Annotated in this window: 26 protein-coding genes; 20 read left to right on the top strand and 6 right to left on the bottom strand. The window is 58.9% G+C overall.

Annotated features, from left to right (window positions below):
- Window positions 1-5: 5 nt before the first annotated feature.
- Window positions 6-518 (bottom strand): GNAT family N-acetyltransferase, encoded by a 513-nt coding sequence (locus tag H8S11_RS04155; RefSeq protein WP_186852286.1) that lies wholly within the window; start codon window positions 516-518, stop codon window positions 6-8.
- Window positions 519-695: 177 nt separating this feature from the next.
- Between H8S11_RS04155 and H8S11_RS04150 the strand changes: the two genes are divergently transcribed.
- From H8S11_RS04150 to H8S11_RS04075, 16 genes are all read left to right on the top strand, one after another.
- Window positions 696-1,238 (top strand): NUDIX domain-containing protein, encoded by a 543-nt coding sequence (locus H8S11_RS04150; protein ID WP_147572670.1) that lies wholly within the window; start codon window positions 696-698, stop codon window positions 1,236-1,238.
- Between the two features lie 41 nt (window positions 1,239-1,279).
- Window positions 1,280-1,984, top strand: a complete 705-nt coding sequence (locus H8S11_RS04145; RefSeq protein ID WP_147572668.1) for a response regulator — start codon at window positions 1,280-1,282, stop codon at window positions 1,982-1,984.
- A gap of 68 nt (window positions 1,985-2,052) precedes the next feature.
- Entirely contained in the window at window positions 2,053-2,337 is a 285-nt protein-coding gene (locus H8S11_RS04140; RefSeq protein WP_186852285.1) for a hypothetical protein, read from the top strand.
- A complete protein-coding gene (locus H8S11_RS04135) occupies window positions 2,330-4,102 on the top strand; it encodes an ATP-binding protein (RefSeq protein WP_240288626.1) in 1,773 nt (590 codons plus the stop codon). The genes H8S11_RS04140 and H8S11_RS04135 overlap by 8 nt, the downstream gene beginning before the upstream one ends.
- Window positions 4,095-5,405, top strand: coding sequence for a hypothetical protein (locus H8S11_RS04130; RefSeq protein WP_186852284.1), 1,311 nt, complete (start codon window positions 4,095-4,097; stop codon window positions 5,403-5,405). The genes H8S11_RS04135 and H8S11_RS04130 overlap by 8 nt, the downstream gene beginning before the upstream one ends.
- 4 nt (window positions 5,406-5,409) lie before the next feature.
- Complete coding sequence (locus H8S11_RS04125; protein WP_186852283.1) at window positions 5,410-6,228, top strand: two-component system regulatory protein YycI; 819 nt, start codon at window positions 5,410-5,412, stop codon at window positions 6,226-6,228.
- A gap of 130 nt (window positions 6,229-6,358) precedes the next feature.
- Window positions 6,359-7,174, top strand: a complete 816-nt coding sequence (locus H8S11_RS04120) for a glutamate racemase (protein WP_186852282.1) — start codon at window positions 6,359-6,361, stop codon at window positions 7,172-7,174.
- Window positions 7,175-7,306: 132 nt separating this feature from the next.
- Entirely contained in the window at window positions 7,307-8,428 is a 1,122-nt protein-coding gene (locus H8S11_RS04115; protein WP_340405365.1) for a THUMP domain-containing class I SAM-dependent RNA methyltransferase, read from the top strand.
- An 8-nt stretch (window positions 8,429-8,436) separates the two neighbouring features.
- On the top strand, window positions 8,437-8,934 hold the full coding sequence (locus H8S11_RS04110; protein WP_186852281.1) for a DUF3916 domain-containing protein: 498 nt from the start codon (window positions 8,437-8,439) through the stop codon (window positions 8,932-8,934).
- Window positions 8,935-8,952: 18 nt separating this feature from the next.
- A complete protein-coding gene (locus H8S11_RS04105) occupies window positions 8,953-9,867 on the top strand; it encodes a diacylglycerol/lipid kinase family protein (RefSeq protein ID WP_186852280.1) in 915 nt (304 codons plus the stop codon).
- A 189-nt stretch (window positions 9,868-10,056) separates the two neighbouring features.
- Window positions 10,057-10,341, top strand: coding sequence for a co-chaperone GroES (locus H8S11_RS04100; RefSeq protein WP_023347701.1), 285 nt, complete (start codon window positions 10,057-10,059; stop codon window positions 10,339-10,341).
- 59 nt (window positions 10,342-10,400) lie between these two features.
- Window positions 10,401-12,029, top strand: coding sequence for a chaperonin GroEL (gene groL / locus H8S11_RS04095; RefSeq protein WP_186852279.1), 1,629 nt, complete (start codon window positions 10,401-10,403; stop codon window positions 12,027-12,029).
- 335 nt (window positions 12,030-12,364) lie between these two features.
- Window positions 12,365-12,793, top strand: a complete 429-nt coding sequence (locus H8S11_RS04090) for an NfeD family protein (protein WP_147573323.1) — start codon at window positions 12,365-12,367, stop codon at window positions 12,791-12,793.
- 41 nt (window positions 12,794-12,834) lie between these two features.
- Window positions 12,835-13,809, top strand: a complete 975-nt coding sequence (locus H8S11_RS04085) for an SPFH domain-containing protein (RefSeq protein WP_186852278.1) — start codon at window positions 12,835-12,837, stop codon at window positions 13,807-13,809.
- Between the two features lie 271 nt (window positions 13,810-14,080).
- Window positions 14,081-15,490 (top strand): TraB/GumN family protein, encoded by a 1,410-nt coding sequence (locus tag H8S11_RS04080; protein ID WP_240288615.1) that lies wholly within the window; start codon window positions 14,081-14,083, stop codon window positions 15,488-15,490.
- A 158-nt stretch (window positions 15,491-15,648) separates the two neighbouring features.
- Window positions 15,649-16,710 (top strand): helix-turn-helix domain-containing protein, encoded by a 1,062-nt coding sequence (locus tag H8S11_RS04075; protein ID WP_186852276.1) that lies wholly within the window; start codon window positions 15,649-15,651, stop codon window positions 16,708-16,710.
- 39 nt (window positions 16,711-16,749) lie between these two features.
- Here H8S11_RS04075 and H8S11_RS04070 read toward each other — a convergent pair whose 3' ends face one another.
- The 5 genes from H8S11_RS04070 to H8S11_RS04050 are packed head-to-tail and all read right to left on the bottom strand — an operon-like array spanning window position 16,750 to window position 18,519.
- Complete coding sequence (locus H8S11_RS04070; protein WP_186852275.1) at window positions 16,750-17,112, bottom strand: hypothetical protein; 363 nt, start codon at window positions 17,110-17,112, stop codon at window positions 16,750-16,752.
- Between the two features lie 13 nt (window positions 17,113-17,125).
- Window positions 17,126-17,458 (bottom strand): hypothetical protein, encoded by a 333-nt coding sequence (locus H8S11_RS04065; protein WP_186852274.1) that lies wholly within the window; start codon window positions 17,456-17,458, stop codon window positions 17,126-17,128.
- On the bottom strand, window positions 17,442-17,858 hold the full coding sequence (locus H8S11_RS04060) for a DUF2178 domain-containing protein (protein WP_186852273.1): 417 nt from the start codon (window positions 17,856-17,858) through the stop codon (window positions 17,442-17,444). Before H8S11_RS04060 ends, H8S11_RS04065 begins: the two co-directional genes overlap by 17 nt.
- Window positions 17,859-17,870: 12 nt before the next feature.
- Window positions 17,871-18,302 (bottom strand): hypothetical protein, encoded by a 432-nt coding sequence (locus tag H8S11_RS04055; RefSeq protein ID WP_186852272.1) that lies wholly within the window; start codon window positions 18,300-18,302, stop codon window positions 17,871-17,873.
- Window positions 18,289-18,519 (bottom strand): helix-turn-helix transcriptional regulator, encoded by a 231-nt coding sequence (locus tag H8S11_RS04050; RefSeq protein ID WP_147573330.1) that lies wholly within the window; start codon window positions 18,517-18,519, stop codon window positions 18,289-18,291. The genes H8S11_RS04055 and H8S11_RS04050 overlap by 14 nt, the downstream gene beginning before the upstream one ends.
- Window positions 18,520-18,625: 106 nt before the next feature.
- Here H8S11_RS04050 and H8S11_RS04045 point away from each other — a divergent pair, with 106 nt between their 5' ends.
- The 4 genes from H8S11_RS04045 to H8S11_RS04030 all read left to right on the top strand — a co-directional run bounded on the left by H8S11_RS04045 (window position 18,626) and on the right by H8S11_RS04030 (window position 22,175).
- The gene (locus H8S11_RS04045; RefSeq protein WP_243200924.1) at window positions 18,626-19,444 is read left to right on the top strand and encodes a polysaccharide deacetylase family protein; all 819 of its coding nucleotides are present in this window, start codon (window positions 18,626-18,628) and stop codon (window positions 19,442-19,444) included.
- 104 nt (window positions 19,445-19,548) lie between these two features.
- On the top strand, window positions 19,549-19,719 hold the full coding sequence (locus tag H8S11_RS04040; RefSeq protein WP_186852271.1) for a hypothetical protein: 171 nt from the start codon (window positions 19,549-19,551) through the stop codon (window positions 19,717-19,719).
- A 190-nt stretch (window positions 19,720-19,909) separates the two neighbouring features.
- Complete coding sequence (locus tag H8S11_RS04035; protein WP_186852270.1) at window positions 19,910-20,392, top strand: MarR family winged helix-turn-helix transcriptional regulator; 483 nt, start codon at window positions 19,910-19,912, stop codon at window positions 20,390-20,392.
- A gap of 1 nt (window position 20,393) precedes the next feature.
- Window positions 20,394-22,175, top strand: a complete 1,782-nt coding sequence (locus tag H8S11_RS04030; protein ID WP_186852269.1) for an ABC transporter ATP-binding protein — start codon at window positions 20,394-20,396, stop codon at window positions 22,173-22,175.
- Window positions 22,176-22,225 lie beyond the last annotated feature (50 nt).

The following is a 22,225-nucleotide window of genomic DNA, read 5'->3' as shown; positions in this document are numbered from 1 at the left end:
GCCCCTCACTCCTTCCCGCTGTCCCAGCGCCAGCCCGCCGGGACCTCACGTTGGTAGGCCAGGCGGGGAGAGCCGTCCTCCATCCAGACGGTGCCGCACAAGGTGAAGCCATTTTTGTCTAACACCCGCTGCATGGGGCGGTTGGCCGGGTGGGTGTCGATGCGTACGCTGCCGCCCCGCTCCAGGCACCAGAGGAGGCACCGGGAGGCTACGCCCCGGACCTCTCCCCGGCTGGCTACTCGGTGGACGGCCCAGTAGGGCCGGTCGTTGAGCCAGGCACCCTGAATGACCTGGTAATCCGGGTCGTCCCAGCACATGGCGGCAAAGACACCCTGGATGCGGCCATCCAGGACACAGACATGGCAAAACCCCTGACGGATATCGTCCTGGACCAGATCTTCCGGTGGATAGACATCCCGCCACTGGTCCGGGTTGCCCGCCTGTGCCATGAAGCGGCGGGCGATGGCGTAGATCTCCAAAATGTCCGGCAGATCGGACGGAACGGCGCGACGAATCATGGAAAGGCCCCCTATCATTTCAGTTTGTTTACTCATTATACTATGTTTTAACTACCTCGTACAGCGGCGATGGGGAAATTTTGCGGCGGAGAGAGACCTTGCGTCTTTACCAGTTCCCCCTTGTGTGGTATACTGATTTCAAATGGGTCCCGGCAGGGGCCGGAAGGAGGACAGGACATGGAGCTGACCGAGAGAACGGTAAGCAGCCAGACGATCTTTCAGGGCAGGATCATCCGGGTCGACATGGACCAGGTGGAGTTGCCCGACGGGAAAACGGCGGACCGGGAGGTCGTCTACCATCCGGGCGGGGTGGCTGTCCTGGCATTGGACAGGGACAACAGCGTGAGCCTGGTCCGCCAGTTCCGCTACCCCATCCGGCAGGAGCTGCTGGAACTGCCCGCGGGCAAGCTGGACCACGGGGCGGAGGAGGACCGTCTGCTGGGGGCAAAGCGGGAGTTGAGCGAGGAGACGGGGCTGGAGGCTGAAAAGTGGACATATCTGGGCTATACCCTGGCGTCGCCCGGCTTCTGTGACGAGGCTCTGCATATGTATCTGGCCCAAGGGCTGACACGCAAAAAACAGCACCTGGATGAGGACGAGTTTCTGGATGTGGTCACCATGCCTTTCCAGCAGCTGGTGGAGCAGGTGATGGACGGCACCATCACAGACGCGAAGACCGTGGCTACCACTCTGAAAGTAAAGGTGCTGCTGGGCCTGTGAGAGACCGGCGGCATTTGTGAGAAAGAGAAGGAGGGGATCTTGTGGGCAAAACCATCTTGATTGTAGAGGATGAACAGAATATCGTGGATATCCTGTCCTTCAACCTGAGCCGGGAGGGCTATGATACCCTGGAGGCATACGACGGGCCCGCCGGCTTACAGCTGGCCCTGGAAAATGACCCGGACCTGATCCTGCTGGATCTGATGCTGCCCGGAATGGACGGCTTTGAGGTGTGCCGGAAGGTGCGGGAGAGCGGGTCTGCCGCCCCTATCATCATGCTCACTGCCAGGGAGGAGGAAGCGGACAAGGTCCTGGGGCTGGAGCTGGGGGCGGACGACTATATCACCAAGCCCTTCTCCATGCGGGAGCTGCTGGCCCGGGTCAAGGCCAATATCCGGCGGGTGGCCATGTCCCCCGCTGTCCCCGCGGCACAATCCGGCCTTGGCACGATTAAGGCGGGCAGAGTCAATATTGACCGGGACCGTGCCACCGTATTCAAGGATGGGCTCCCCTTGGAGTTGAGCCAGAGAGAGTACGATCTGATCTGTTTCCTGGCTGCCCAGCCCGGGAAGGTCTTTTCGAGGGAGGCCCTGATGGAGCATGTATGGAATTATGAGGGCTATGTAGGCGACGTTCGGGCGGTAGACGTGGCGATCCGCCGCTTACGAGAGAAGATCGAGGACGATCCGGCCAACCCCGAGTTCATCCGCACCAAGCGGGGAATGGGCTATCTTTTCGGCGAGTGAGATTACAGTGCCGGCCCCATAAGAGCGAGGGAGGAATGCCCGCCAGGGCGTTCCGAGGAAAGCGGACTTTGGGAGAGAAAGCCGCCGAAGGCGGCAGACCGAAGCGGAGCCCAGCGAAGCGGGTCCGGTTCGGAGAGGAGGAACAAGGGAGCGAGGGAGGAATGCCCGCCAGGGCGTTCCGAGGAAAGCGGACTTTGGGAGAGAAAGCCGCCGAAGGCGGCAGACCGAAGCGGAGCCCAGCGAAGCGGGTCCGGTTCGGAGAGGAGGAACAAGGGAGCGAGGGAGGAATGCCCGCCAGGGCGTTCCGAGGAAAGCGGACTTTGTTCCGACGAAAGGGGGTGCCCCATGCGTAGTCTGCATATGAAGTTGGTCATGATCATGGTGCTGCTGATCCTGTCCCTGATGATGGTGGTGGGGGCCTTCCTGATCAACTCTGTGACCGCCTTTTATCTGGAGGATTTTTATAGCCAGATGTCCGACGTGTTCAGCGACCCCGGCCTGGTGTCCGACCTGACCACCGAAACTCCGGATGAGGAGAACGGTGCGGAGAGAATGGCCGATGTGTTGGACGCCTATGTCGGCGTGCTGGGGGTGGACGGGCGCAACCGCAAGCTGTATATCCTGGACAGCGATGGAGTGTGCCTGGTGGCTCCTGAGGGGGAGAACCAGGTATTGGAATATACCAAGAACCTGAATTTTGCCCTGAATACCGGGCTGGAGACCAACGAGGTGGGGGATGAGAGCAATCTGGCCGCCGATTATATGGACTTGGCCGTCCCCATCCACCGGGGGGACGAGGGCTATGTCATCTACATCCTGGACAACAAGGCCACTGCCAACAGCCTGACCGAGAAAATGTTTCTCTTGATCATGGAGGCCCTGGTCTTTGGCCTGGTCATCTCGGTGCTGTTGTCCTTCCTGCTGTCCAAGACGATGGTTACCCCTATACAGCGGCTGACGGAGGGGGCCATGCGGGTGGCAGAAGGGGACTTTTCCCGGAAGATCCAAGTGGCCTCGCGGGATGAGATCGGAGTGCTGACCGATACCTTCAACGACATGGCGGACCAGCTCCAGGATACTCTGCGCCAGGTGGAGAACGAGCGCAACAAGCTGGATACCCTCTTCCTCCACATGACCGACGGCGTGGTGGCCTGTTCCCGGGATGGAAAGGTCATCCACTCCAACCCTGCCGCCGACCAGATGCTACTGCGGCACATCGGGCCGGAGAGCGACTATGGCCAGCTCTTTGGCGATATCGCCCCTCTAGATCAGGTGCTGGAGGCCCCCGACCATCTGGAGGGAGAGCTCCAGGTCCGGGACCGGTTTCTCCAGTTGCTGCTGGCCCCCTTTGATCGCGGCCGGGAGGGCGGCGGCGCCTTGGTGGTCATCCACGATGTGACTGCCCAGCGGAAAAACGAGGAGATGCGCCGGGAGTTCGTGGCCAATGTGTCCCACGAGCTGCGTACCCCCCTGACCAATATCCGATCCTATGCCGAGACCCTGGCGGAGAGCGCCGAGGACATCCCACCCGCCATGGAAAAGAAATTCCTGGGGGTTATCCTCAACGAGAGCGACCGTATGACCCACATTGTCCAGGACCTGCTCACCCTGTCCCGCCTCGACTCGGGCAGGGACGATCTGAAGCTGGGCCGCTTCTCCTTCGAGGCGGCGCTCCAGGATTTGTACAACGCAGTCTATATGGAGGCCCAGCGCCATGCCCACACCCTGAAGCTGGAACTGGAGTCAGAGCTGCCCGCCATTGTGGCTGACCGGGAGCGGGTGCTCCAGGTTATGATGAATATCGTGTCCAATTCCATCAAATATACCCCCGACGGGGGCCATATTACCATCTCCGCCGGCCGGACAGAGGACCGGGTATGGATGGTGGTGGATGACGACGGTATCGGTATCCCACCGGAGGACCGGTCCCGGATCTTTGAGCGGTTCTACCGGGTGGACAAGGCCCGGTCCCGCCAGTCCGGCGGGACCGGATTGGGGCTGTCTATCGCCAAGGAGATCGTGAACCGACACCAGGGGCTGCTGGAGCTCCAGGACAAGGATGGCCCCGGCCTGGCACTCCGGCTGGAGCTGAAGATCGAGGGGCCGGACCATGGATAGGCGGAAGTTTGACCGAAGGGCTGTGGAGCTGGCTAAGGATGTGCTGATTTTGTTTCTTACCTGCTCCGCTGTCTGGCTGCTGATCCAGACCAGAATGCTGGAGCCGCTGCACAATATTCTCCGGGAGGATATGCCCCAGACCCAGATGGGACAGACGGAAGGGGGTAGCCGGATCGAGGCGGTCCGCCCCCTGCGTATCGCGGTCAATCTGACGGCGGGTATGGAGACTGGCCGCTATGGAGTTCAGTATGACCAAGGGGCGGCGGATGCCCTGTTCCAACAGGTGGCCGGCCTGCTGGCCGAGGGGCTGTCCAGTGCGGGCCAGCCAGAGCGGGTGAACCGCTACCAGTGGGAGGAGGCGCTCACCTCCTGTCCTGGCGTCTATTTCGATTTTCAGGGGGATATCCCCCTCCAAGTGCTGGTGGGCTGGCTGTCCGGTGAGGAGAGCGCGCTGGATGCCCATGTCCGGCGACTGGTCCTGTCCCTATGGCAGAACCAAGTGGCGTTTTATTACCAGGACCAGCGGGACGGATATTACTACCGCTGTCTGACGGAGGTTGTCACGCCCCAGCAGTTGGAAAGCGCGCTGACCGGAATGGGGACAAACGGCGCCCGCTTCGCCTTTGAGACCGATCTGTACCAGGACCTGGACCCGGATACCCTGCTGACAGAGGGGGGGCTGGATCCGGTCATCTATCAGGCGGCCAATCCGGCTGTCGGAGGGCAGAGCGCCCTTGCCGCTCTGGCGGAGGACCTGGACTTCTCGGTGGGCTCCAGCGTATTTTACTCTGCGGGCACGGAGCAGGTGGTCCGAAACGGCAACGACACCCTGCGGCTGACTGAACGGGGCATCGCAACCTATCTGGCTGACCGGGGCGGGGTGGGCCATTTCCCCCTGTCCGGGGCAGACCTGTTTGAAGCGGTAGAGACATGCCGCCGACTGGCCGCGGACGCTATGACGCCCCGTATGGGAGAGGCGAGACTGTATCTGATGTCTGTCCAAGAGGTGGATGGGGGCTGGCAAATCGACTTTGGATACTGCCTGAACGGGGTGCCGGTCCAACTGGACGAGGGGAGTGCGGCCCAGTTTTTGGTCCAGAACGGGAGGATAGACCGCTTTACGCTCCGGCTGCGCAGCTATACAGCCAGCGGAGAGCGTGGGTCTGTCATGCCGCCCCTCCAGGCCACGGCGGCTCTCACGGCCAAAGGGATGGAGGGGGATGAGTTGATGCTGGCCTATCTGGACGGCGGCGGGGACAGCGTGTCCGCCACCTGGGTGGCCGCCGGCAGCCGGGAGGATTGACGGTATGGAATGGTCCAAGCTGAAAAACATCATCCTGATCATGCTCGCGGCGGTCAATCTGTGCTTACTGTTCTTTGTGGTCCAACGGGAGTGGCGGGACAGCGCCAACCAGAGGCAGAATCGCCAGCAGGCCGTGGATTTCCTGACTGACCGTGGGATACAGATCCATGAGGGACAACTGCCCGACGACCAGATGGTTCCCAGGCCCCAGACCGTGGAGCGGGACCAGGAGGAGGAAAGCCGCTTGGCCACCCAGCTTTTTGGGGAGGATGTAGTGGTCCAGGCCAGAGGAGCCGGGGTGTACCGCTACCAAAACGGGGCGGGCGCCCTCCAGTTCCACAGCGATGGATCCTTTTCGGCGGAATTATCGCCAGACAGCTTCCCGCTGGGTGTGGACCAGGAGAGGAGTTGCCTGGACCTCCTGACCCAAATCGGGTTCGAGGGAGAGACAACGGCACGGGATGAGAATACCCTGACGGTCCGCCAGAGCTGGGAGGGCATCCCCCTGTTTAACCACCAGGTTACCCTGGTATGGGGCTCGGAGGGGCTGGAGACCATGACCGCCGGCCGCCGTCTGGTGGGCAGCCCTGTGGAGCGGACGGACCAGCGGCCCATTACGGTGGCCTCGGCGCTCGTCTACTTTTATAATGGCCTCAATGGGCTGGGCGACGTATGCAATCAGGTGGACAGTATCGTTCAGGGCTATATCAGTGTCACCTCTCTGTCCGGGCCCATGGAGCTGATCCCGGTGTGGCGCGTCACAACGGACACCGGCGCTTATCAACTGGACCTGCTTACCGGGGAGCTGAACCGGGTGGAGTGACGAAGGGTATCTCCGCGGAGCGGTAAAACTTGACCGCCCCGCGGAGTTTCGTCTTTACCAGACCGACAGTTTGTGGTAATATCCACTGGTGACGGCCGGCAACCCGCCGGCGGCAGAAGAAGGTGTGTCTATGTTCCATCCCAGTGACCCCATCGGAATCCTGGACTCTGGCATCGGCGGCTTTAGTGTAGTCCGGCAGGTTCAGCGGACGCTGCCAGGCGAGGAGCTGGTCTATTTCGGGGACGGCGCCCATATTCCCTACGGGAACCATCCAGAGGACAAGATCGTGGCCATGGCCCGGTATATGTTCCGCTTCATGGAGGATCATCATGTGAAGGCCCTGCTGGTGGCCTGCAATACCATCTCCTGCGTAATCGGACAGTGTGAGGGGGAGGTGTCCTGCCCCACCTTCAACGCCGTTCAGGTGGGGGCGGAGGCCGCCGCACGGCTGAGTGTAGACAAGATAGGAGTCATCTCCACCGTCTTTACCCACAACTCCCGGTGCTATCCGGAGGGGATATTGGCCCGCAGCCCCAAGAAGCTGGTGGTCCTCAGCTGTGGCTGTCCTGATCTGGCCCGGCTGGTGGAGCACAACCTTGGGGACCCTGCCGGCATGGCGGAGGTGGAGGCGGACCTGCGCCTGGAGATGGACGGCATAGTGCGGGAGGGCATCCAGTGCTGTGTGCTGGGCTGTACCCATTACCCCCTGGTAGCGGACAGCATCCGCCGCCTGTATCCCGGTCTGCCCCTCATCGACCCCGCGGAGGAGATGGCCCGCGCCCTAAAGGAGTACCTGGAGGGAGAGCGGTTGCTGGCCTCTGACGACAGATTGGGCGGACTGACCATCTATACCACCGGCGACGTGAAGGAGTATGCTCTGCGGGCCCGCCAGGTGGGACTGGAGCGGATAGGGAGCGTGTCCTTCTATCCCCCTATGACGCTTTGACAGGGATAAATGTGGGACAGGGCGAAGATCGCCCTGTCCCTTTTTTACACCGGCGGCTTGGAGAAAAAGAATTTGCCATAGACCGTCAGATACGGTATACTGGACCCACAAAAGAGAGGAGAGGTGTTGCCTGTGGGCGAGCTGAATTTTGCTGTCCCCACCCTGTTTGGCCTGGAGGGGCTGTGCGCTGACGAGATCCGGAGGCTGGGTCTGCCCAGTGTCCAGGCGGAAAATGGCCGGGTGCTGTGTACTGGAACAGAGGGGGACCTGCCCCGGCTGAATCTGAATCTGCGTACCGGGGAGCGGGTTCTGCTAGTGCTGGGGACATTCCCGGCTGGAAACTTTGACGCTCTATTTGAAGGGACGCGGGCCCTGCCCTGGGAGCGGTTCATCCCTCGGGAGGGCCAGTTTCCAGTGAAGGGCCACTCCCTCAACTCCGCCCTCCACTCGGTGCCCGCCTGCCAATCCATCGTGAAAAAGTCGGTGGCCGCCCGGCTGGGAGAGGCTTACGGCTTGAATACCCTGCCGGAAACAGGGGCGCTGTACCAGATCCAGTTCGCGATTATGAAGGATACCGCCACCCTGATGCTGGATACCTCCGGCGCTGGGCTGCACAAGAGGGGCTACCGGGCCCAGGGGGTGATTGCCCCCCTGCGGGAAACGCTGGCGGCGGCCATGGTCCTGCTGTCCCGGTACAGAGGCCGGGACCCCCTGTGCGACCCCTTCTGCGGCAGCGGCACCATCCCCATCGAGGCTGCCTTGATTGCCCGAAACCGGGCGCCGGGGCTGAACAGGTACTTCTCCGCCCAAAAATGGGGGTGGCTGGACAAGCGGCTCTGGATGGAGGCGGCTGACCAGGCCATGGACCAGGAATTTGATGGGGATTATGAGATTTGGGGCGGCGACCTGGACCCCGCCGCCGTGGAGCTGGCCCGGCACAATGCTCAACTGGCAGAGGTGGACGACATCGTATCCTTTGAGGCGGCCGACGCCCGGACCTTCCACTGGGGCGGCCTCTATGGCCGGGTGGTCACCAATCCGCCTTACGGAGAGCGCATCATGGAGCGCCGGGAGGCGGAGGAGTTGTACCGGGCCTTCGGCCGAGCCTGGAGCAAATTTCCAGAGGGCTGGAAGCTCTTCCTTTTGTCCTCCCACACCGAGTTTGAGCGGACTTTCGGCCGGCAGGCGGACAAGAAGCGAAAACTCTATAACGGGATGCTGAAGTGCGACCTGTTTATGTACGGGATGAAATAGGAGGGGTCATGCCTTACCATATAAAAAAATTTCGGGGATATCGGCGGGAGCTGAAAAGGGTTCTGCGGGTGGTAGAGGAGTACCAGCCCAACTGGTGTCCGGCGGAAGAGGATTTTCGAGAGGAGTGGCTGGACCTGGGAGCCAACCGTTTTTTTCATCCCAGAGGGAAGGACCGGAAGGCGCTGATGGCCGCCCTCCTGCACAAGACGGAGGAACTGATTGCCGCCAGGCCGGCGGACCTGCCCTCCTGTAAAATATTCCTCTTTGTCCCTGGGGGCGACCCGGCTCTGGCGGAGATCATCCTCATCTACGACCCGGACCGCTTCCAGACCTTCTGGGTGCGTACCGACCCGGCGGACCAACTGTGGATTCCCCAGGAAGGTCCCTCCCTGCTGGCGGAGCTTGGGCTGGAGAGCTCCCTCCCGGAGCGGTGCGTGCTGGAGGAGTTTCACTGGGCAGGCTATGTGGAGCAGCAGCTGATCTGGGGCTTTGGGGAGCTGCCCTGAGGTGTTTCGGAGGTGTCTATGGACCATCTGTTTATTATCAACCCCGCTGCGGGGAAAAAGGATAGTACCGAGGCGCTGGAGCGGCTGCTGGAGAGACTGCCTTTTCCTCGCAAGATAGTCCACACCGCCAGAGAAGGGGACGCCCGACGAATGACAGAGGCGGCCGCTGCTCTGGGGAAACCCATTCGGATCTACGCCTGTGGAGGTGACGGTACTCTCAACGAGGTGGTGAATGGGGCGGCGGGCCACGATTTTCTGGCAGTGACCAACGTGCCCATGGGGACGGGCAACGACTTTCTGAAACTGTTTGGGCCCAACTACCGCAGCATTTTTTCAAATCTCGAGGCTTTGGCGGCCGGGCCGCAGGCCGCCTTTGACCTGATGGACTGCAACGGCAAGCTGGGGCTGGATGTGATATGCGCCGGAGTGGACGCACGTATCGCCGCCGGAGTACACAAATACAAGCGATTGAAAGGTGTCTCCGGACGATGGGCCTATCTGCTGTCCCTGGCGGAGCAGGTGCTTGTACGGGGAATCTGCCGTCCCATGACGGTGTCTATGGGGGCTGACCGCTGGACGCAGGAGCCCACCGCCATCCTGTGCATCTGCAATGGGCGGCACTATGGGGGCGGTTTTATGCCGGTGGCCGACGCCATGCCTGACGACGGCGTGCTGGATGTGCTGCGGGTGGGCAAGGTGAGTCTGCCTACCTTCGCGCGCCTGGCGGGCCAGTACGCGAAAGGCTTGTACTGGAAGTACCCCGCGCTGATTCGAGCCTACCACGGGCAGGAGGTGTCCTTCTCCGCCCGGGAACCCATCACCGTGGTAGTGGATGGAGAGATCATGCGGGACACCACTTTTACCGTCCGCCTGTCAGAGAAAAAGGTGAATTTCTTTTACCCGGCTGGAGCGAGCTATGCCCCTTGTGTTTAGCACTCTTGACATATGTTTGTGAACAAAACGTAAATTATAGAAAATCAACCCCAAATTTTTTTGATTTAGGGGTTGATTTTTTTTGAGAAAGCGGTTATTATCATAGTTAGATTTAGCACTTAAATAAAAAGAGTGCTAAACCGCTGAGAAAGTTAGTTCAAAAAACTCATATATAAGGAGGAACTTGTTATGAAACTCAAACCCCTGGCTGACCGTGTGATCGTAAAATTGGTGGAGGCCGAGGAGACCACCAAGGGCGGCATCATCCTGACCGGCGCCGCCAAGGAGAAGCCCGAAGTGGCAGAGGTCATCGCTGTAGGTCCCGGCGGTATGGTGGACGGCAAGGAGGTCGTCATGACCGTGAAGGTGGGCGACAAGGTCATTACCAGCAAGTATTCCGGCACTCAGGTGAAGCTGGACGGCGAGGAAGTGACCATCGTTCGTCAGAATGATATCCTGGCCGTGGTTGAGTAAACCCGTCTTTTTATCCCAAATCGTGTATCAAATTTACTCTAAATCGGAGGTAATGTGTTATGGCTAAAATTATCTGCTACGGCGAGGAGGCCCGCAAGGCTCTGGAGAAGGGCGTCAACCAGCTGGCCGATACTGTAAAGATCACCCTGGGCCCCAAGGGCCGCAACGTGGTGCTGGACAAGAAGTTCGGTGCTCCCCTTATCACCAACGACGGTGTTACCATCGCCAAGGAGATCGAGCTGGAGGACCCCTTTGAGAACATGGGCGCCCAGCTGGTGAAGGAGGTCTCCACCAAGACCAACGATGTGGCCGGCGACGGCACCACCACCGCTACCCTGCTGGCGCAGGCTATCGTTCGCGAGGGCCTGAAGAACCTGGCGGCCGGTGCCAACCCCATGGTCATGAAGAAGGGCATCGCCAAGGCCACCGCGGCCGCCATTGAGGCCATGAAGGCCAACAGCCAGAAGGTCAACGGCTCCGCTGATATCGCCCGTGTCGGTGCCGTGTCCTCCGGCGATGAGACCATCGGCAAGCTGATCGCTGAGGCGATGGAGAAAGTGGGCCACGACGGCGTCATCACCATCGAGGAGTCCAAGACCGCCGAGACCTACTCCGAGGTCGTGGAAGGTATGCAGTTCGACCGGGGCTACATCACCCCCTATATGGTCACCGACACCGAGAAGATGGAGGCCAACCTGGACGACGCCCTCATCCTCATCACCGATAAGAAGATCTCCAACATCCAGGAGCTGCTGCCCATTCTGGAACAGGTGGTCCAGTCCGGCAAGAAGCTGCTGATCATCGCTGAAGACGTGGAGGGCGACGCCCTGTCTACTCTGATTGTCAACCGCCTGCGCGGCACCCTGAATGTGGTGTGCGTCAAGGCCCCTGGCTTCGGTGACCGCCGCAAGGAGATGCTCCAGGATATCGCCATCCTGACCGGCGGCCAGGTCATCTCCTCCGATGTGGGTCTGGAGCTGAAGGAAGCTCAGTTGACTATGCTGGGTCAGGCCCGTCAGGTGAAGATTACTAAGGAGAACACCACCATCGTCAACGGCGCTGGCAGCAGCGAGGACATCAAGGCCCGCATTGGCCAGATCAAGAGCCAGATTGAGGTCACCACCTCCGACTATGACAAGGAGAAGCTCCAGGAGCGGCTGGCCAAGCTGGCCGGCGGTGTGGCCGTCATCAAGGTAGGCGCCGCCACCGAGGTGGAGATGAAGGAGAAGAAGCTGCGCATCGAGGACGCCTTGAACGCCACCCGCGCCGCTGTGGAAGAGGGCATCGTGGCCGGCGGCGGCACCGCCTACCTGAATGCCATCCCCGCCGTGGAGAAGCTGTACGACCAGGTCGAGGGCGACGAGAAGACTGGTGTCCAGATCATCGCCCGGGCCCTCACCGCTCCGGTGAAGCAGATCGCCGCCAATGCCGGCATCGACGGCTCTGTAGTGCTGGAGAAGATCCGCGAGTCCGGCAAGACCGGCTACGGCTTCGATGCCTACAAGGAGGAGTACTGCGATATGATCCCCGCCGGCATTGTGGATCCCACCAAGGTGACCCGTTCTGCCCTGGAGAACGCCGCTTCCATCGCATCCACCCTGTTGACCACCGAGTCCCTGGTGGCCGATAAGCCCCAGCCTCCCGCTCCCGCCGCTCCCGCTGCCCCTGACATGGGCGGCATGTACTGATAAACGCGGTTAGTCTTTAAAACCCGGGCACGTAGAAAGCCAACTTCCTTCCGCCGTGTCCGTGTCAAAGCCTAACGTTTAAGAAACTAAAAAGTTCGGCTCTCATCAAAAGTGAGAGCCGAACTTTTTTGCTTGGAATATAGGTATGTCTAGGAGTGCGGTTTGATTGGTTTTTTCTGTGTATGATGGCTATAAGATTTGAGGCCATACTAATTTATAGCCAATATTTTATTTTTTGACAGCAAGTTATTGTAGCAATTTCCTGGCGGATATGATATGCTACCAATATAGCAAGCCTCGGGACTGTGCATCAGGACCGGGGGAAAGGAGTGTCTATGAGTCCGAGTACCATTTGGCTGATCGTGATGGTGGTGCTGGTCCTCGGGGAACTGGCCACCGTGGGGCTGACCTTCATTTGGTTTGCCGTCGGAGCCCTAGGCGGAGCGATCACAGCCTGGATGGGCGGAGCGATCTGGGTTCAGGTGATTGTGTTTCTGGCTCTGTCCGGTCTGGCGCTGGCTCTGGTGCGGCCATTGGCCGCCCGGTATCTGGATACCAAAAATGTGGCCACTAACGCGGATCGGGTGATCGGCAAGACTGCCATAGTGATCCAGGACATCGACAACATAGAGGGAAAGGGTCAGGTCAATATCTCAGGCCAGATATGGTCCGCCCGGAGCCAGCAGGCTGTGGTCATCCCCGCCGGTACGGAGGTCAAAGTGCTTCGTATCGAAGGGGTCAAGGTGTTCGTAGAAACATTATAAGTGCTTGTAAATGGAAGCCATTTAGAAAGTGAGGAGAAAATATGGAAGTTGTCTTGGGTATTCTGCCATGGATAATCTTGGCTCTGCTGGTCCTAATTGTGCTGGGGTCCTGCATCAAGATCGTTCCCCAGTCCCGTGCCTTTGTCATCGAGCGGCTGGGCGCATTCCGTACGGTGTGGGGCGTGGGTCTGAAGTTCAAGCTGCCTATCGTGGACCGGGTAGCGAAAAATGTGTCCCTGAAGGAGCAGGTGGTGGACTTTCCGCCCCAGCCCGTCATCACCAAGGACAACGTGACTATGCAGATCGATACCGTAATTTATTTTCAGATCACAGATCCCAAACTGTACACCTATGGGGTGGAGAACCCCATGTCCGCCATTGAAAACCTGACCGCTACCACCCTTCGTAATATTATCGGCGACCTGGAGCTGGACCAGTCCCTGACCAGCCGGGACCACATCAACGGACAGATGCGGGCGATTCTGGACGAAGCCACCGACAACTGGGGCATCAAGGTCAACCGGGTGGAGCTGAAAAATATTATGCCGCCCCGGGATATTCAGGAATCCATGGAGAAGCAGATGCGGGCCGAGCGCGAGAGGCGTGAGTCCATCCTCCAGGCCGAGGGCCAGAAGCAGTCCCAAATCTTGGTGGCGGAGGGCGAGAAACAGTCCGCTATCCTTCGAGCCGACGCGGCCAAGCAGGCGGCCATCCTTCAGGCGGAAGGCGCCAAGCAGGCCAAGATTTTGGAGGCTGAGGCCGAAGCCGAGGCCATCCTGAAGGTCCAGCAGGCCACCGCAGACGCCATTCGGCTCATCAATGACGCTGCCCCTGGCGACGGCGTCATCAAAATCAAGGCGCTGGAGGCATTCCAGGCCGCCGCCAACGGGAAAGCCACCAAGATCATTATTCCCAGCGAGATCCAGGGCTTGGCCGGTCTGGCTGCCGCCGCCAAGACAGTCTTCGACACCGAGGACCCCAAGGCTACCATCACCAAAACAGTAGTCAAAGAGTAAGCAACGGGCACGACCTTCATTCCGCCCAAAAGACAGACAGGAACAGGCCCCTTCGTGGCCTGTTCCTGTTTTGTTATATATTTCAGCAAATAATGAATAAAAAGTTTGAAAAAGTGTACTTTTTCAAACTTTTTTCAAAATAACCCTTGCGCTAATATAACACAAAGATCCAGATATTGCAACCGATTTTCCAAATCATTTTTCTTGACTTTGCCGGTTTATAAAAGTACACTTAAACAGACTAAGGCAAATGGAGAAAGGACGTCTCACTATGAAAAAATTTTTAGCGCTGCTGCTCTCCCTGGCTGTGGCCATGGGGGCATCCCCCGCCATTCTGGCGGCCGAGGAGCAGGTCCAGCCTCTCCCAACCTGGGCCTACGGCGTGCTGGCAGATGGATATGCTATGGGACTTTTTGGTGACGAGCTGTACACGGACCACGGCAAGACCATCACAGATGAGCAGTTGAACAAGATGACACAGGTGGTGGCTGACAAGCTGGCCCTGCTGGGTGTGGAGCAGCGGGAGGCGGATGACACCGGCCTGGTCCTCGATACGACCCGCGGCGGTGTGCTCAACGCTCTGTACCAGGAGGCGGCCGCTTACGCCTTTCCCGGCGTGGAGGAGGGACCAGAGGCCTTCATGACTGAGGTGGGCGCGATAGCCGGCGACGGCACCGGGCTGAATCTGGACCGTCCCTGCACTCTGCTGGAGGGGGCCGCTATGGCCAACAGCCTGATCCTCAATCTATATGACCAGCAGAACGCCGGCTCCCTGGGTCTGCTGTGGAAGGCGGAGGGCAACGGCAACACCTTGTACCTGCTGGGCTCCATCCATACGGACGTGAACAACACCTACCCCATCCATAAGCAGCTGCGGGACATCATTCTGAACGCCGAGCAGGTGACCTTTGAGTTGGACTTCAATGACCAGGCCCAGATCGCCGAGTTTGCCGCCATGCAGACCTATGCCGACGGTACGACCCTGGCCGACCACATCTCCCCGGAGCTGTATCAGGTGGTAGTGGAAACCGCCGCTCAGATGGGGATGGATGAGCAGACCATCGCCCAGTACAAAGCTTGGGCCCTGGCCAACAGCTTTTCCTCCCTGGCTACGATGGATGAGACCACCAGCTCCAACGCCATGGCCATTGATATGTATGTCAACGCCAAGGCGGTCAATGCCGGCATCGCCATCGACGCTGTGGAGACCTATGCCTTCCAGGGCGGTATTTTTGACGGCCTGTCCCCTGAGTACCAGGAGGTATACCTGGCCAGCGGCCTGCTGATGATTCTGGACCCTGATTCCATGAGCCAGCAGACGAAGGACGCCCTGACCGCCGTGCTGGGGGAGGAGGCCTTTGAGCCCGCCACCCAGGAGGCCCTGCAGGAGGAGGTGGCCCAGATCGGCGCCATGATGGACACCTGGAAGAGCCGGGACGTGGAGAGCTTTGACCAGATCTATGATAAGGATGCCATCCTGAACAGCGACGACGAGCTCAACAGCAAGCTGTTCACCGACCGGGACCCCGGCATGATCGCCTATGCGGATGAGTATCTGAAGCGGGAGGGCTCCCACACCGGCCTGCTGGTGGTGGGCGCCGGCCACATGGTGGGCGAGACCGGCGTCGTCCAGGGGCTGAAGGACCTGGGCTACACGGTAGAAGTGGTGCCTGCTCCCTGATATGAAATGATATGGAGAGATCCCCCGGCCAAAACCGGGGGATCTTTTGTGTTAAAATTAACTGAAGGTTAATATCCGCTCCCGTTCTCTGTCGTACTGCTCCATTGTAGCGGACGGGAAAGTCTGGTATGATGGTGGAAAGACAGGAGGAGAAGCTTATGAAAATCCATGACGTAATCCGTACCCGCCGCCAGACCATGGGACTGACCCAGGAGGGACTGGCTGATAGGCTCGGAGTTAGTGCCCCGGCAGTAAATAAATGGGAGAAAGGGCTCAATTACCCAGATATTACCCTTCTGCCTTCCCTGGCCCGGACCCTGGGGGTGGATCTGAACACCCTGCTGTCTTTTCAGGAGGATCTGACCCAAGAGGAAATTGGTTTATTTCTGAACCGAGTCTATGAGACAGCCCAGGGGGAGGCGCCTGCCGCGGCCTTTGATTTGGCCAGGAGTAAGCTGCGGGAGTTTCCCAATAGTGACCTGCTCGCCTTCAGCTTGGCGGGGCTGCTGGAGGGAATATTGACTCTGTTACCTGGCGGCACAGAGGGGGAGAGGCAGACCTGGCAGGAGGAGATCGACGCGCTCTATGAGCGGTGTGTCAGCAGTGCGGACGCAAGGGTGTGTGAAGCCGCTACTTACACTGTGGCCTCTAAGTGTATTAGCCGGGGGGAGTTGGACCGGGCCCAGACCCTGTTGGACCGGCTGTCCGATACCCATATGGACAAGCGTACTCTCACCGCCTCCCTGCGGAGGAAGGAGGGAAAGATCGAGGAGGCCTGGACTATCCTGGAGCGGGACTTGTTTGACCGGGCCCATGCTATCCAGACCACCCTCCTCCACATGATCGAGCTGGCGATTGAGGAGGGGGACAAGGAGGCGGCTCACCACTTTTCTGATACGGCTGAGGCAGAGGGGAGAGTTATGGGCCTTACCGATTACGCTGTGCTGTCCGCTCCCCTCCAGTTGGCCATGGCAGAACGGAACGGCCCACGGGCGCTGGAGCTGCTGGAGAGACTGCTCCACTCTTTGACGGTCCCCTGGGATTTGAGTGAATCTTCTCTGTATCGCCATCTACCCACCAAGAACGAAACCGGGGAGGCCCAGAGCATGTTGCTCAAGCCTCTGCTGGACCAGTTGGACCTGGACCCGGAGGCTCAATTTTTGAAAGGTGTACCAGGCTATCAGGAGCTAGTGGAGCAGTACCAGACGTGGAAGGGATAAAGGAGCGGGGCGGCCATTGGCCGCCCGCTTTTTATCTGTTTATCCCAGCTTACGGATCTTGGCCCACAGCTTTTCCTTGTTTTCGTCCAGCATCCGAACCGCCTTTAGAATCCCCAGCAGGGGAATGAGCAGGGCCAGCACAGCCGGAGCGGGGAAACAAAAATGGGAATAGAGCAGGTATCCCACCCAGCCCAGGGCCAGATGAGGGATAGTGTAAAAGACAAAGAACACAGCCGTATATCCCCGGTTGCTTAACGTCCTGAAATACTGGTCCCATTTTTCACCATCCATATGGGATATTTTCGATTTCATCCAGACGGCCAGCAAAAACAGTCCGATGGCTAACAGAGCAGCCAGCTTCTGCAGCAGGTAGAAGGAGAGCACGCCTCCAATGATCCACATGGATATCCTCCTTTCAGCTTCCGAAGGTGAACCAGGCCAGCAGGGTGGCGCCGAGAGCTCCCAGAAGAAGGCCGCCCCAGAGATAGTGCTTCTCCTCGTAGGCGCTGGAGCGGTACAGCATACTGGCGGACATTCCCAACAGGAGAAGGGCCAGACCGCCCCGCCAGGCGGGATCCCCCTTCACGGCGCATAGAACGGTGAACAATTCCAGACAGCCCGCCCCAAAGCCAAGAGCCTTGCTGTTGGCACAGGCCTCAATTTCCTGATCCCGCTCGTCATATAACGGGCGGCGATTGGCCCATTTGACAGGCTGTTCTATAACATTTTTCTTATCCTCGGCGCTCATAGTAGAGATTCACCCCCAACATAATGATGAACATGGCGATCAATACGCCGCACAGAGTGGCGGCAACGGACAGCGCGAGAGCGGACTTGGTAAAGCCGTACAGTACAAGGGCTATCCAGCAACCGCCCAGCAGCAGGTAGTTCATGATACGGACCGTCGCGTGGCCGGACTTGATCGCCAGATAGCGGTCCCGCTCATCGGCGTACCGGGAGAGCTCCTCCTTGATCCCTCGGTGGGTGAAGGCGAAATAAAAGCTGACCAGGGAAATGGACACAGCCAGCAGGGCGGACAGGAGGAAACGAAGCTGAAAGCCGTCCAATAGGAGTTTACAGGCACAGGCGGCCGCCAAAAACATCAACAGGATGCCGGAGGCCAGATTCCGGACGCTTTTGATCTTCACAGGACGAACCTCCTAGACATGTTTTTCATAATAGACGGCAAAGATAATGGACAGGATGAAGCATAGGCTCACATTCAGTCCACAGATTAGGAAAAGGTAGCCGAATACAAGTTTTTTTGTGACGGCATAGGCCAGAACCCCCGCCAGCATGAGGGCCATCTGAACATAAAAGAGGATGTTGCCCACCATGGCGTCCCCCTTCAGGCGGACCAGCTTGTTGCGTTCGTCCCGTTCCTCGGTCTTATCCTCGATGGTGGCCCGTTTGGAGAAAGCCCGGACAAAACCGGTGACGCCCATTGCCAACAGGAGCACGGAGAGGATCACCGACTTGATCTGCTGGGGCAGAAAATCATGGGGGTCGACAATATCTCGGTACAGACAGAAGAGACCGCCTATCGTCCAGAACACGCCCCAAATGAGACCTTTTTTGTTATATATTTTCATATTCCTTGTCCTCCAGCTCCTTGTTTTCTTCTAGGCAGCATAGCTCCTCCAGACTGACTCCGAACACCAGAGCGATGCGGTAGGCCAGCAGCAGAGAGGGGTTGTACTGCTCCTTTTCAATGGAGATGATCGTGCGGGAGGATACATGGACCAAGTCGGCCAACTGCTGCTGGGTCATGCCGGCGGCGGCCCGAAGCTCCCGGACTTTGTTTTTCAACCCCGATCCCTCCTCTTTCTAAATATGAAGCGTGCTTCACGTGAAGCTTGCTTCATATTATACACAGGCGGGAGCTTTTGTCAAGCTGCTGGAAAACATTTTTTTCATGGAGAAATTTCCGCTTGGCCGCACATACTGTTCCCGAAGGGACAAGGAAGGGGCGGAGCGGGTGAAAACAGGAAAAATACTTTGGCTGGCGGCATGGCTGGCGGCCTTTCTCCTATGGCCGGGACCGCCGCAGGAGCTGACTATGACAGGGGGAGCGACTACAGTGGAGCTTGAGGAGGGAGAGCCGCCGCTGGTGGCACTGACCTTTGACGATGGCCCCAGAAATTCCACCACCGGCCGGCTGCTGGACGGACTGGCGCTGCGGGAGGTGCCCGCCACCTTTTTCCTGGTGGGCAACCGGATCGAGGGTAGCGAGGAGCTGATACGCCGTATGGCGGCAGACGGACACCAGATTGGGATTCATACCTTTGAACACGTCGTGGTATCAGACCTATCCCGCAGGGATTTTGACCTTCAGGTGGGCAAGACAAGGGCTCTTTTGGCAGAGATCCTGGGCGATGGGGAGTTTTGGCTGCGTCCCCCCTACGGCCTGTTTGACAGCTCGGTTCGCAAGTGGGCGGACTGCCCCATCATTCTGTGGTCGGTGGACCCGGAGGACTGGAAGGACAAGGATGTGGACCGCATTGTGGCAGCGGTGGTAGAGCATGTGAAGGATGGGGATATTATCCTGATGCACGATATCTTTGACACCTCAGTAGATGCGGCGCTGCGGGTAGTGGATAATCTGTTGTCTGAGGGCTACTGTTTTGTCACCGTGGAACAGCTGATGGAGGAGCGGCAGGTGGAGCCGGCGGAGGGAACTGTATTCCGGGCCCTGCCACCGAAGGGAGAGGATGGGAAATCCTCTGGATCATAGATAAGGGCGGCCCTGGGACGATTAAATTTGTAAAAACGATTGTATTTTCCCCCGGTATCAGGTAAAATAGCGGTAACCAGTAAAAACAAAGGAGGAAAACAGATATGAAGATAGCCCGTTTCGTCCTGAAGATCGTGGCTCTGTCCCTGGGTGCCGCCGCTATGGTCTGCGCCATCATCGCCTATTGGGATGCGTTGGTTGAGCTGTGCGGGCACGCCAAGGGGAAGCTGCAGCGCACAGCCTGTGCCTCTGAGTATGACGATTACGAGGAGTAAATTCCCGTGAAAGGCCATAGAATAGAGGGCCGCCCAGGAAGGGCAGGCCCTCTATTTTGCTATTATTAGGGAAGGATGTAAACAGTTTTTGAATTTCAACGGGACCGTCTTGACATTTTTTAGAGCGGTGTTAAAATAATCAACGTGTTAATTATTAACCCGTTAATTAATTGGAAAGGAGAGGAGTGCTTTGATCCCGGTCTCCAACGAGCTGGAGCTGCTGTCCCAGCAGATTAACCTGGCGCACCGGGCCGCTGTTCAGGCGGAATTAATCGCCGCGGACCTAAACGAGATCGGCCACCCCATGCTGCTGACCATCCTGCAAAGCTGTGCCGACAGCGACCCGGACGGCCAGTGTCACGCCCAGCGGGAGCTGGCCGAGTTGCTGCATATCTCGCCGGCTGCGGTGGCAAACTCACTGAAATCACTGGAAAAGGGAGGATATATCCGGCGGGAGCGCGGACGAGACGCGCGGCGCAACCGTGTACTGCTTACCCCCAAGGGGCAGCAGGCGGTCATCGGCTGCCAAATGGCCTTTGAAACTGTGTCCCGGCGGATGCTCCAGGGCTTCTCCCCGGTGGAGCGGGAGCAGTTGCTCTCCTTCCGCCGGCGAATGCTCCATAACTTGCGGGGGGAGTCCCCCACAAAGACCCAAGCAAAGGAGGAACCTTAATTTGCTTTCTCTGTTTCTTACCCATTTGGAGGGGTACAAGAAGGACGCGATCAAGTCCCCCATCCTGATTACCCTGGAGGTCATCTGCGAGCTGATCCTCCCTCTGGTCATGGCGGAGATCGTGGATGTGGCCATCCCGGCCGGAGATGTGGGCTACATCTTTCTGATGGGCGGTCTGATGCTCCTGTTGTCCCTCTTCGCCATGGCCTGCGGCGTGGGCTCGGCAAAATACGCCACCTTCGCCAGCCAGGGCTTTGGCGCTAACCTGCGCCAGTGTCTGTTCGACAAGGTACAGGAGTTTTCCTTCGCTGACATCGACCGATTTTCTTCCGCTTCTCTCATTACCCGGATGACCAACGATGTCAACGCCATGACCATGATGCTGAATATGGGCCTGCGGATGCTGGTCCGGGCTCCGGTGATGCTCGTCGCCGCCCTGGTCATCTGTATTTCCATTAACGCCAGGCTGGCTATCGTGCTGGTGGTGGTCATCCCCCTGATGATACTGGCCATTGGAATTCTGATGAAGATATGTACCAGGCTCTTTGAGACGATGCAGAAGAAAATCGATGGGCTGAACAACACCCTGCAGGAGAACCTGGTGGCCATCCGTGTGGTCAAGGCATTTGTCCGGGAGGACCACGAGCGAGGAAAGTTCAAAAGGTCCAATGATGAGCTGATGGAGGCCGCTCTGAACGTAGGGCTGAAGATCATCGCTATCATGCCTATCATGATGCTGGCCATGAACGGCGCCACGGTAGCCGTCCTGTATCTGGGCGGCAGAATGGTTATGGCGGAGGGCTTTCTGCTGGGCGACTTGCAGGCATTTATCAATTATATCGCCCAGATCCTGATGAGCGTGATGATGGTGGCGATGGCCCTGCTCCAGCTCACCCGTGCCCAGGCCTGCGCCCACCGCATCCATGAGGTGCTGAACACCGAGCCCTCCGTGGAGAACAAACCCCAGGGCGAGATTTACCGGGTGGCCCCACCGGAGGGGCAGTCCGGGGCCGTAGACCGCGTCCTTCCCGCTCCCAGGGGCAGAGTGGAGTTCCAAAACGTTTCCTTCCGCTACGCGGCTGCCGGCACGGGGGACGACGTGTTGTCCGGTATTAGCTTTACTGTGGAGCCCGGCCAGTTCGTGGCCATTGTGGGCGGCACCGGCACCGGCAAGTCCTCGCTGGTCAACCTGATCCCCCGGTTCTATGATGTTACCGGCGGCGCCGTCCTGGTAGACGGTGTGGATGTGCGGGACTACCCGCTGGAGGAGCTGCGAGCCCGTATCGGCATGGTGCTTCAGACCAACGTGCTCTTTACCGGCACCATCCGGGAGAACCTGCTCTGGGGCCGCCCCGACGCCACAGAGGAGGAGATGATCCAGGCGGCCAAGGATGCCCAGGCCTATGACTTCATCATGTCCTTCCCGGACGGCTTCGATACCCTGCTGACCCAGGGAGGAACCAACGTGTCCGGCGGCCAGAAGCAGCGGCTGTGTATCGCCAGGGCCATGCTCCGCAAGCCAGCCATCCTGATCCTGGACGACAGTACCTCGGCGGTGGACTCGGCCACCGAGGCTGCCATCCGCCAGTCCTTCGCGGAGAACTTGAAGGATACTACTGTGATCATTATTGCCCAGCGGATCTCCTCCGTGCAGTACGCTGACGAGATCCTGATCCTGGACGACGACCACATCGCCGGCAGGGGCACCCATGAGGAACTGCTGGCCAACAATACCATTTATCAGGAGATCTATCAATCTCAGCAAGAGGGGGTGGGTGGATAATGCCAGGACCCAATAGAGCCCCAAGAGGGGGCTATGCCAAACCGAAAAAT

It is taken from the genome of Flintibacter hominis, from assembly GCF_014287965.1.
Classification (GTDB): Bacteria; Bacillota; Clostridia; order Oscillospirales; family Oscillospiraceae; genus Lawsonibacter; species Lawsonibacter aceti.
This window is presented reverse-complemented; position numbering and strand designations above follow the sequence as displayed.

Excerpts from the sequence above, each read along its gene's own strand:
- H8S11_RS04155 (WP_186852286.1), bottom strand. The coding sequence starts at position 518 with ATGATTCGTCGCGCCGTTCCGTCCGATCTGCCGGACATTTTGGAGATC.
- H8S11_RS04150 (WP_147572670.1), top strand. The coding sequence starts at position 696 with ATGGAGCTGACCGAGAGAACGGTAAGCAGCCAGACGATCTTTCAGGGC.
- H8S11_RS04135 (WP_240288626.1), top strand. The coding sequence starts at position 2,330 with ATGCGTAGTCTGCATATGAAGTTGGTCATGATCATGGTGCTGCTGATC.
- H8S11_RS04130 (WP_186852284.1), top strand. The coding sequence starts at position 4,095 with ATGGATAGGCGGAAGTTTGACCGAAGGGCTGTGGAGCTGGCTAAGGAT.
- H8S11_RS04125 (WP_186852283.1), top strand. The coding sequence starts at position 5,410 with ATGGAATGGTCCAAGCTGAAAAACATCATCCTGATCATGCTCGCGGCG.
- H8S11_RS04120 (WP_186852282.1), top strand. The coding sequence starts at position 6,359 with ATGTTCCATCCCAGTGACCCCATCGGAATCCTGGACTCTGGCATCGGC.
- H8S11_RS04110 (WP_186852281.1), top strand. The coding sequence starts at position 8,437 with ATGCCTTACCATATAAAAAAATTTCGGGGATATCGGCGGGAGCTGAAA.
- H8S11_RS04105 (WP_186852280.1), top strand. The coding sequence starts at position 8,953 with ATGGACCATCTGTTTATTATCAACCCCGCTGCGGGGAAAAAGGATAGT.
- H8S11_RS04100 (WP_023347701.1), top strand. The coding sequence starts at position 10,057 with ATGAAACTCAAACCCCTGGCTGACCGTGTGATCGTAAAATTGGTGGAG.
- groL (WP_186852279.1), top strand. The coding sequence starts at position 10,401 with ATGGCTAAAATTATCTGCTACGGCGAGGAGGCCCGCAAGGCTCTGGAG.
- H8S11_RS04090 (WP_147573323.1), top strand. The coding sequence starts at position 12,365 with ATGAGTCCGAGTACCATTTGGCTGATCGTGATGGTGGTGCTGGTCCTC.
- H8S11_RS04085 (WP_186852278.1), top strand. The coding sequence starts at position 12,835 with ATGGAAGTTGTCTTGGGTATTCTGCCATGGATAATCTTGGCTCTGCTG.
- H8S11_RS04080 (WP_240288615.1), top strand. The coding sequence starts at position 14,081 with ATGAAAAAATTTTTAGCGCTGCTGCTCTCCCTGGCTGTGGCCATGGGG.
- H8S11_RS04075 (WP_186852276.1), top strand. The coding sequence starts at position 15,649 with ATGAAAATCCATGACGTAATCCGTACCCGCCGCCAGACCATGGGACTG.
- H8S11_RS04070 (WP_186852275.1), bottom strand. The coding sequence starts at position 17,112 with ATGTGGATCATTGGAGGCGTGCTCTCCTTCTACCTGCTGCAGAAGCTG.
- H8S11_RS04065 (WP_186852274.1), bottom strand. The coding sequence starts at position 17,458 with ATGAGCGCCGAGGATAAGAAAAATGTTATAGAACAGCCTGTCAAATGG.
- H8S11_RS04055 (WP_186852272.1), bottom strand. The coding sequence starts at position 18,302 with ATGAAAATATATAACAAAAAAGGTCTCATTTGGGGCGTGTTCTGGACG.
- H8S11_RS04045 (WP_243200924.1), top strand. The coding sequence starts at position 18,626 with ATGGAGAAATTTCCGCTTGGCCGCACATACTGTTCCCGAAGGGACAAG.
- H8S11_RS04040 (WP_186852271.1), top strand. The coding sequence starts at position 19,549 with ATGAAGATAGCCCGTTTCGTCCTGAAGATCGTGGCTCTGTCCCTGGGT.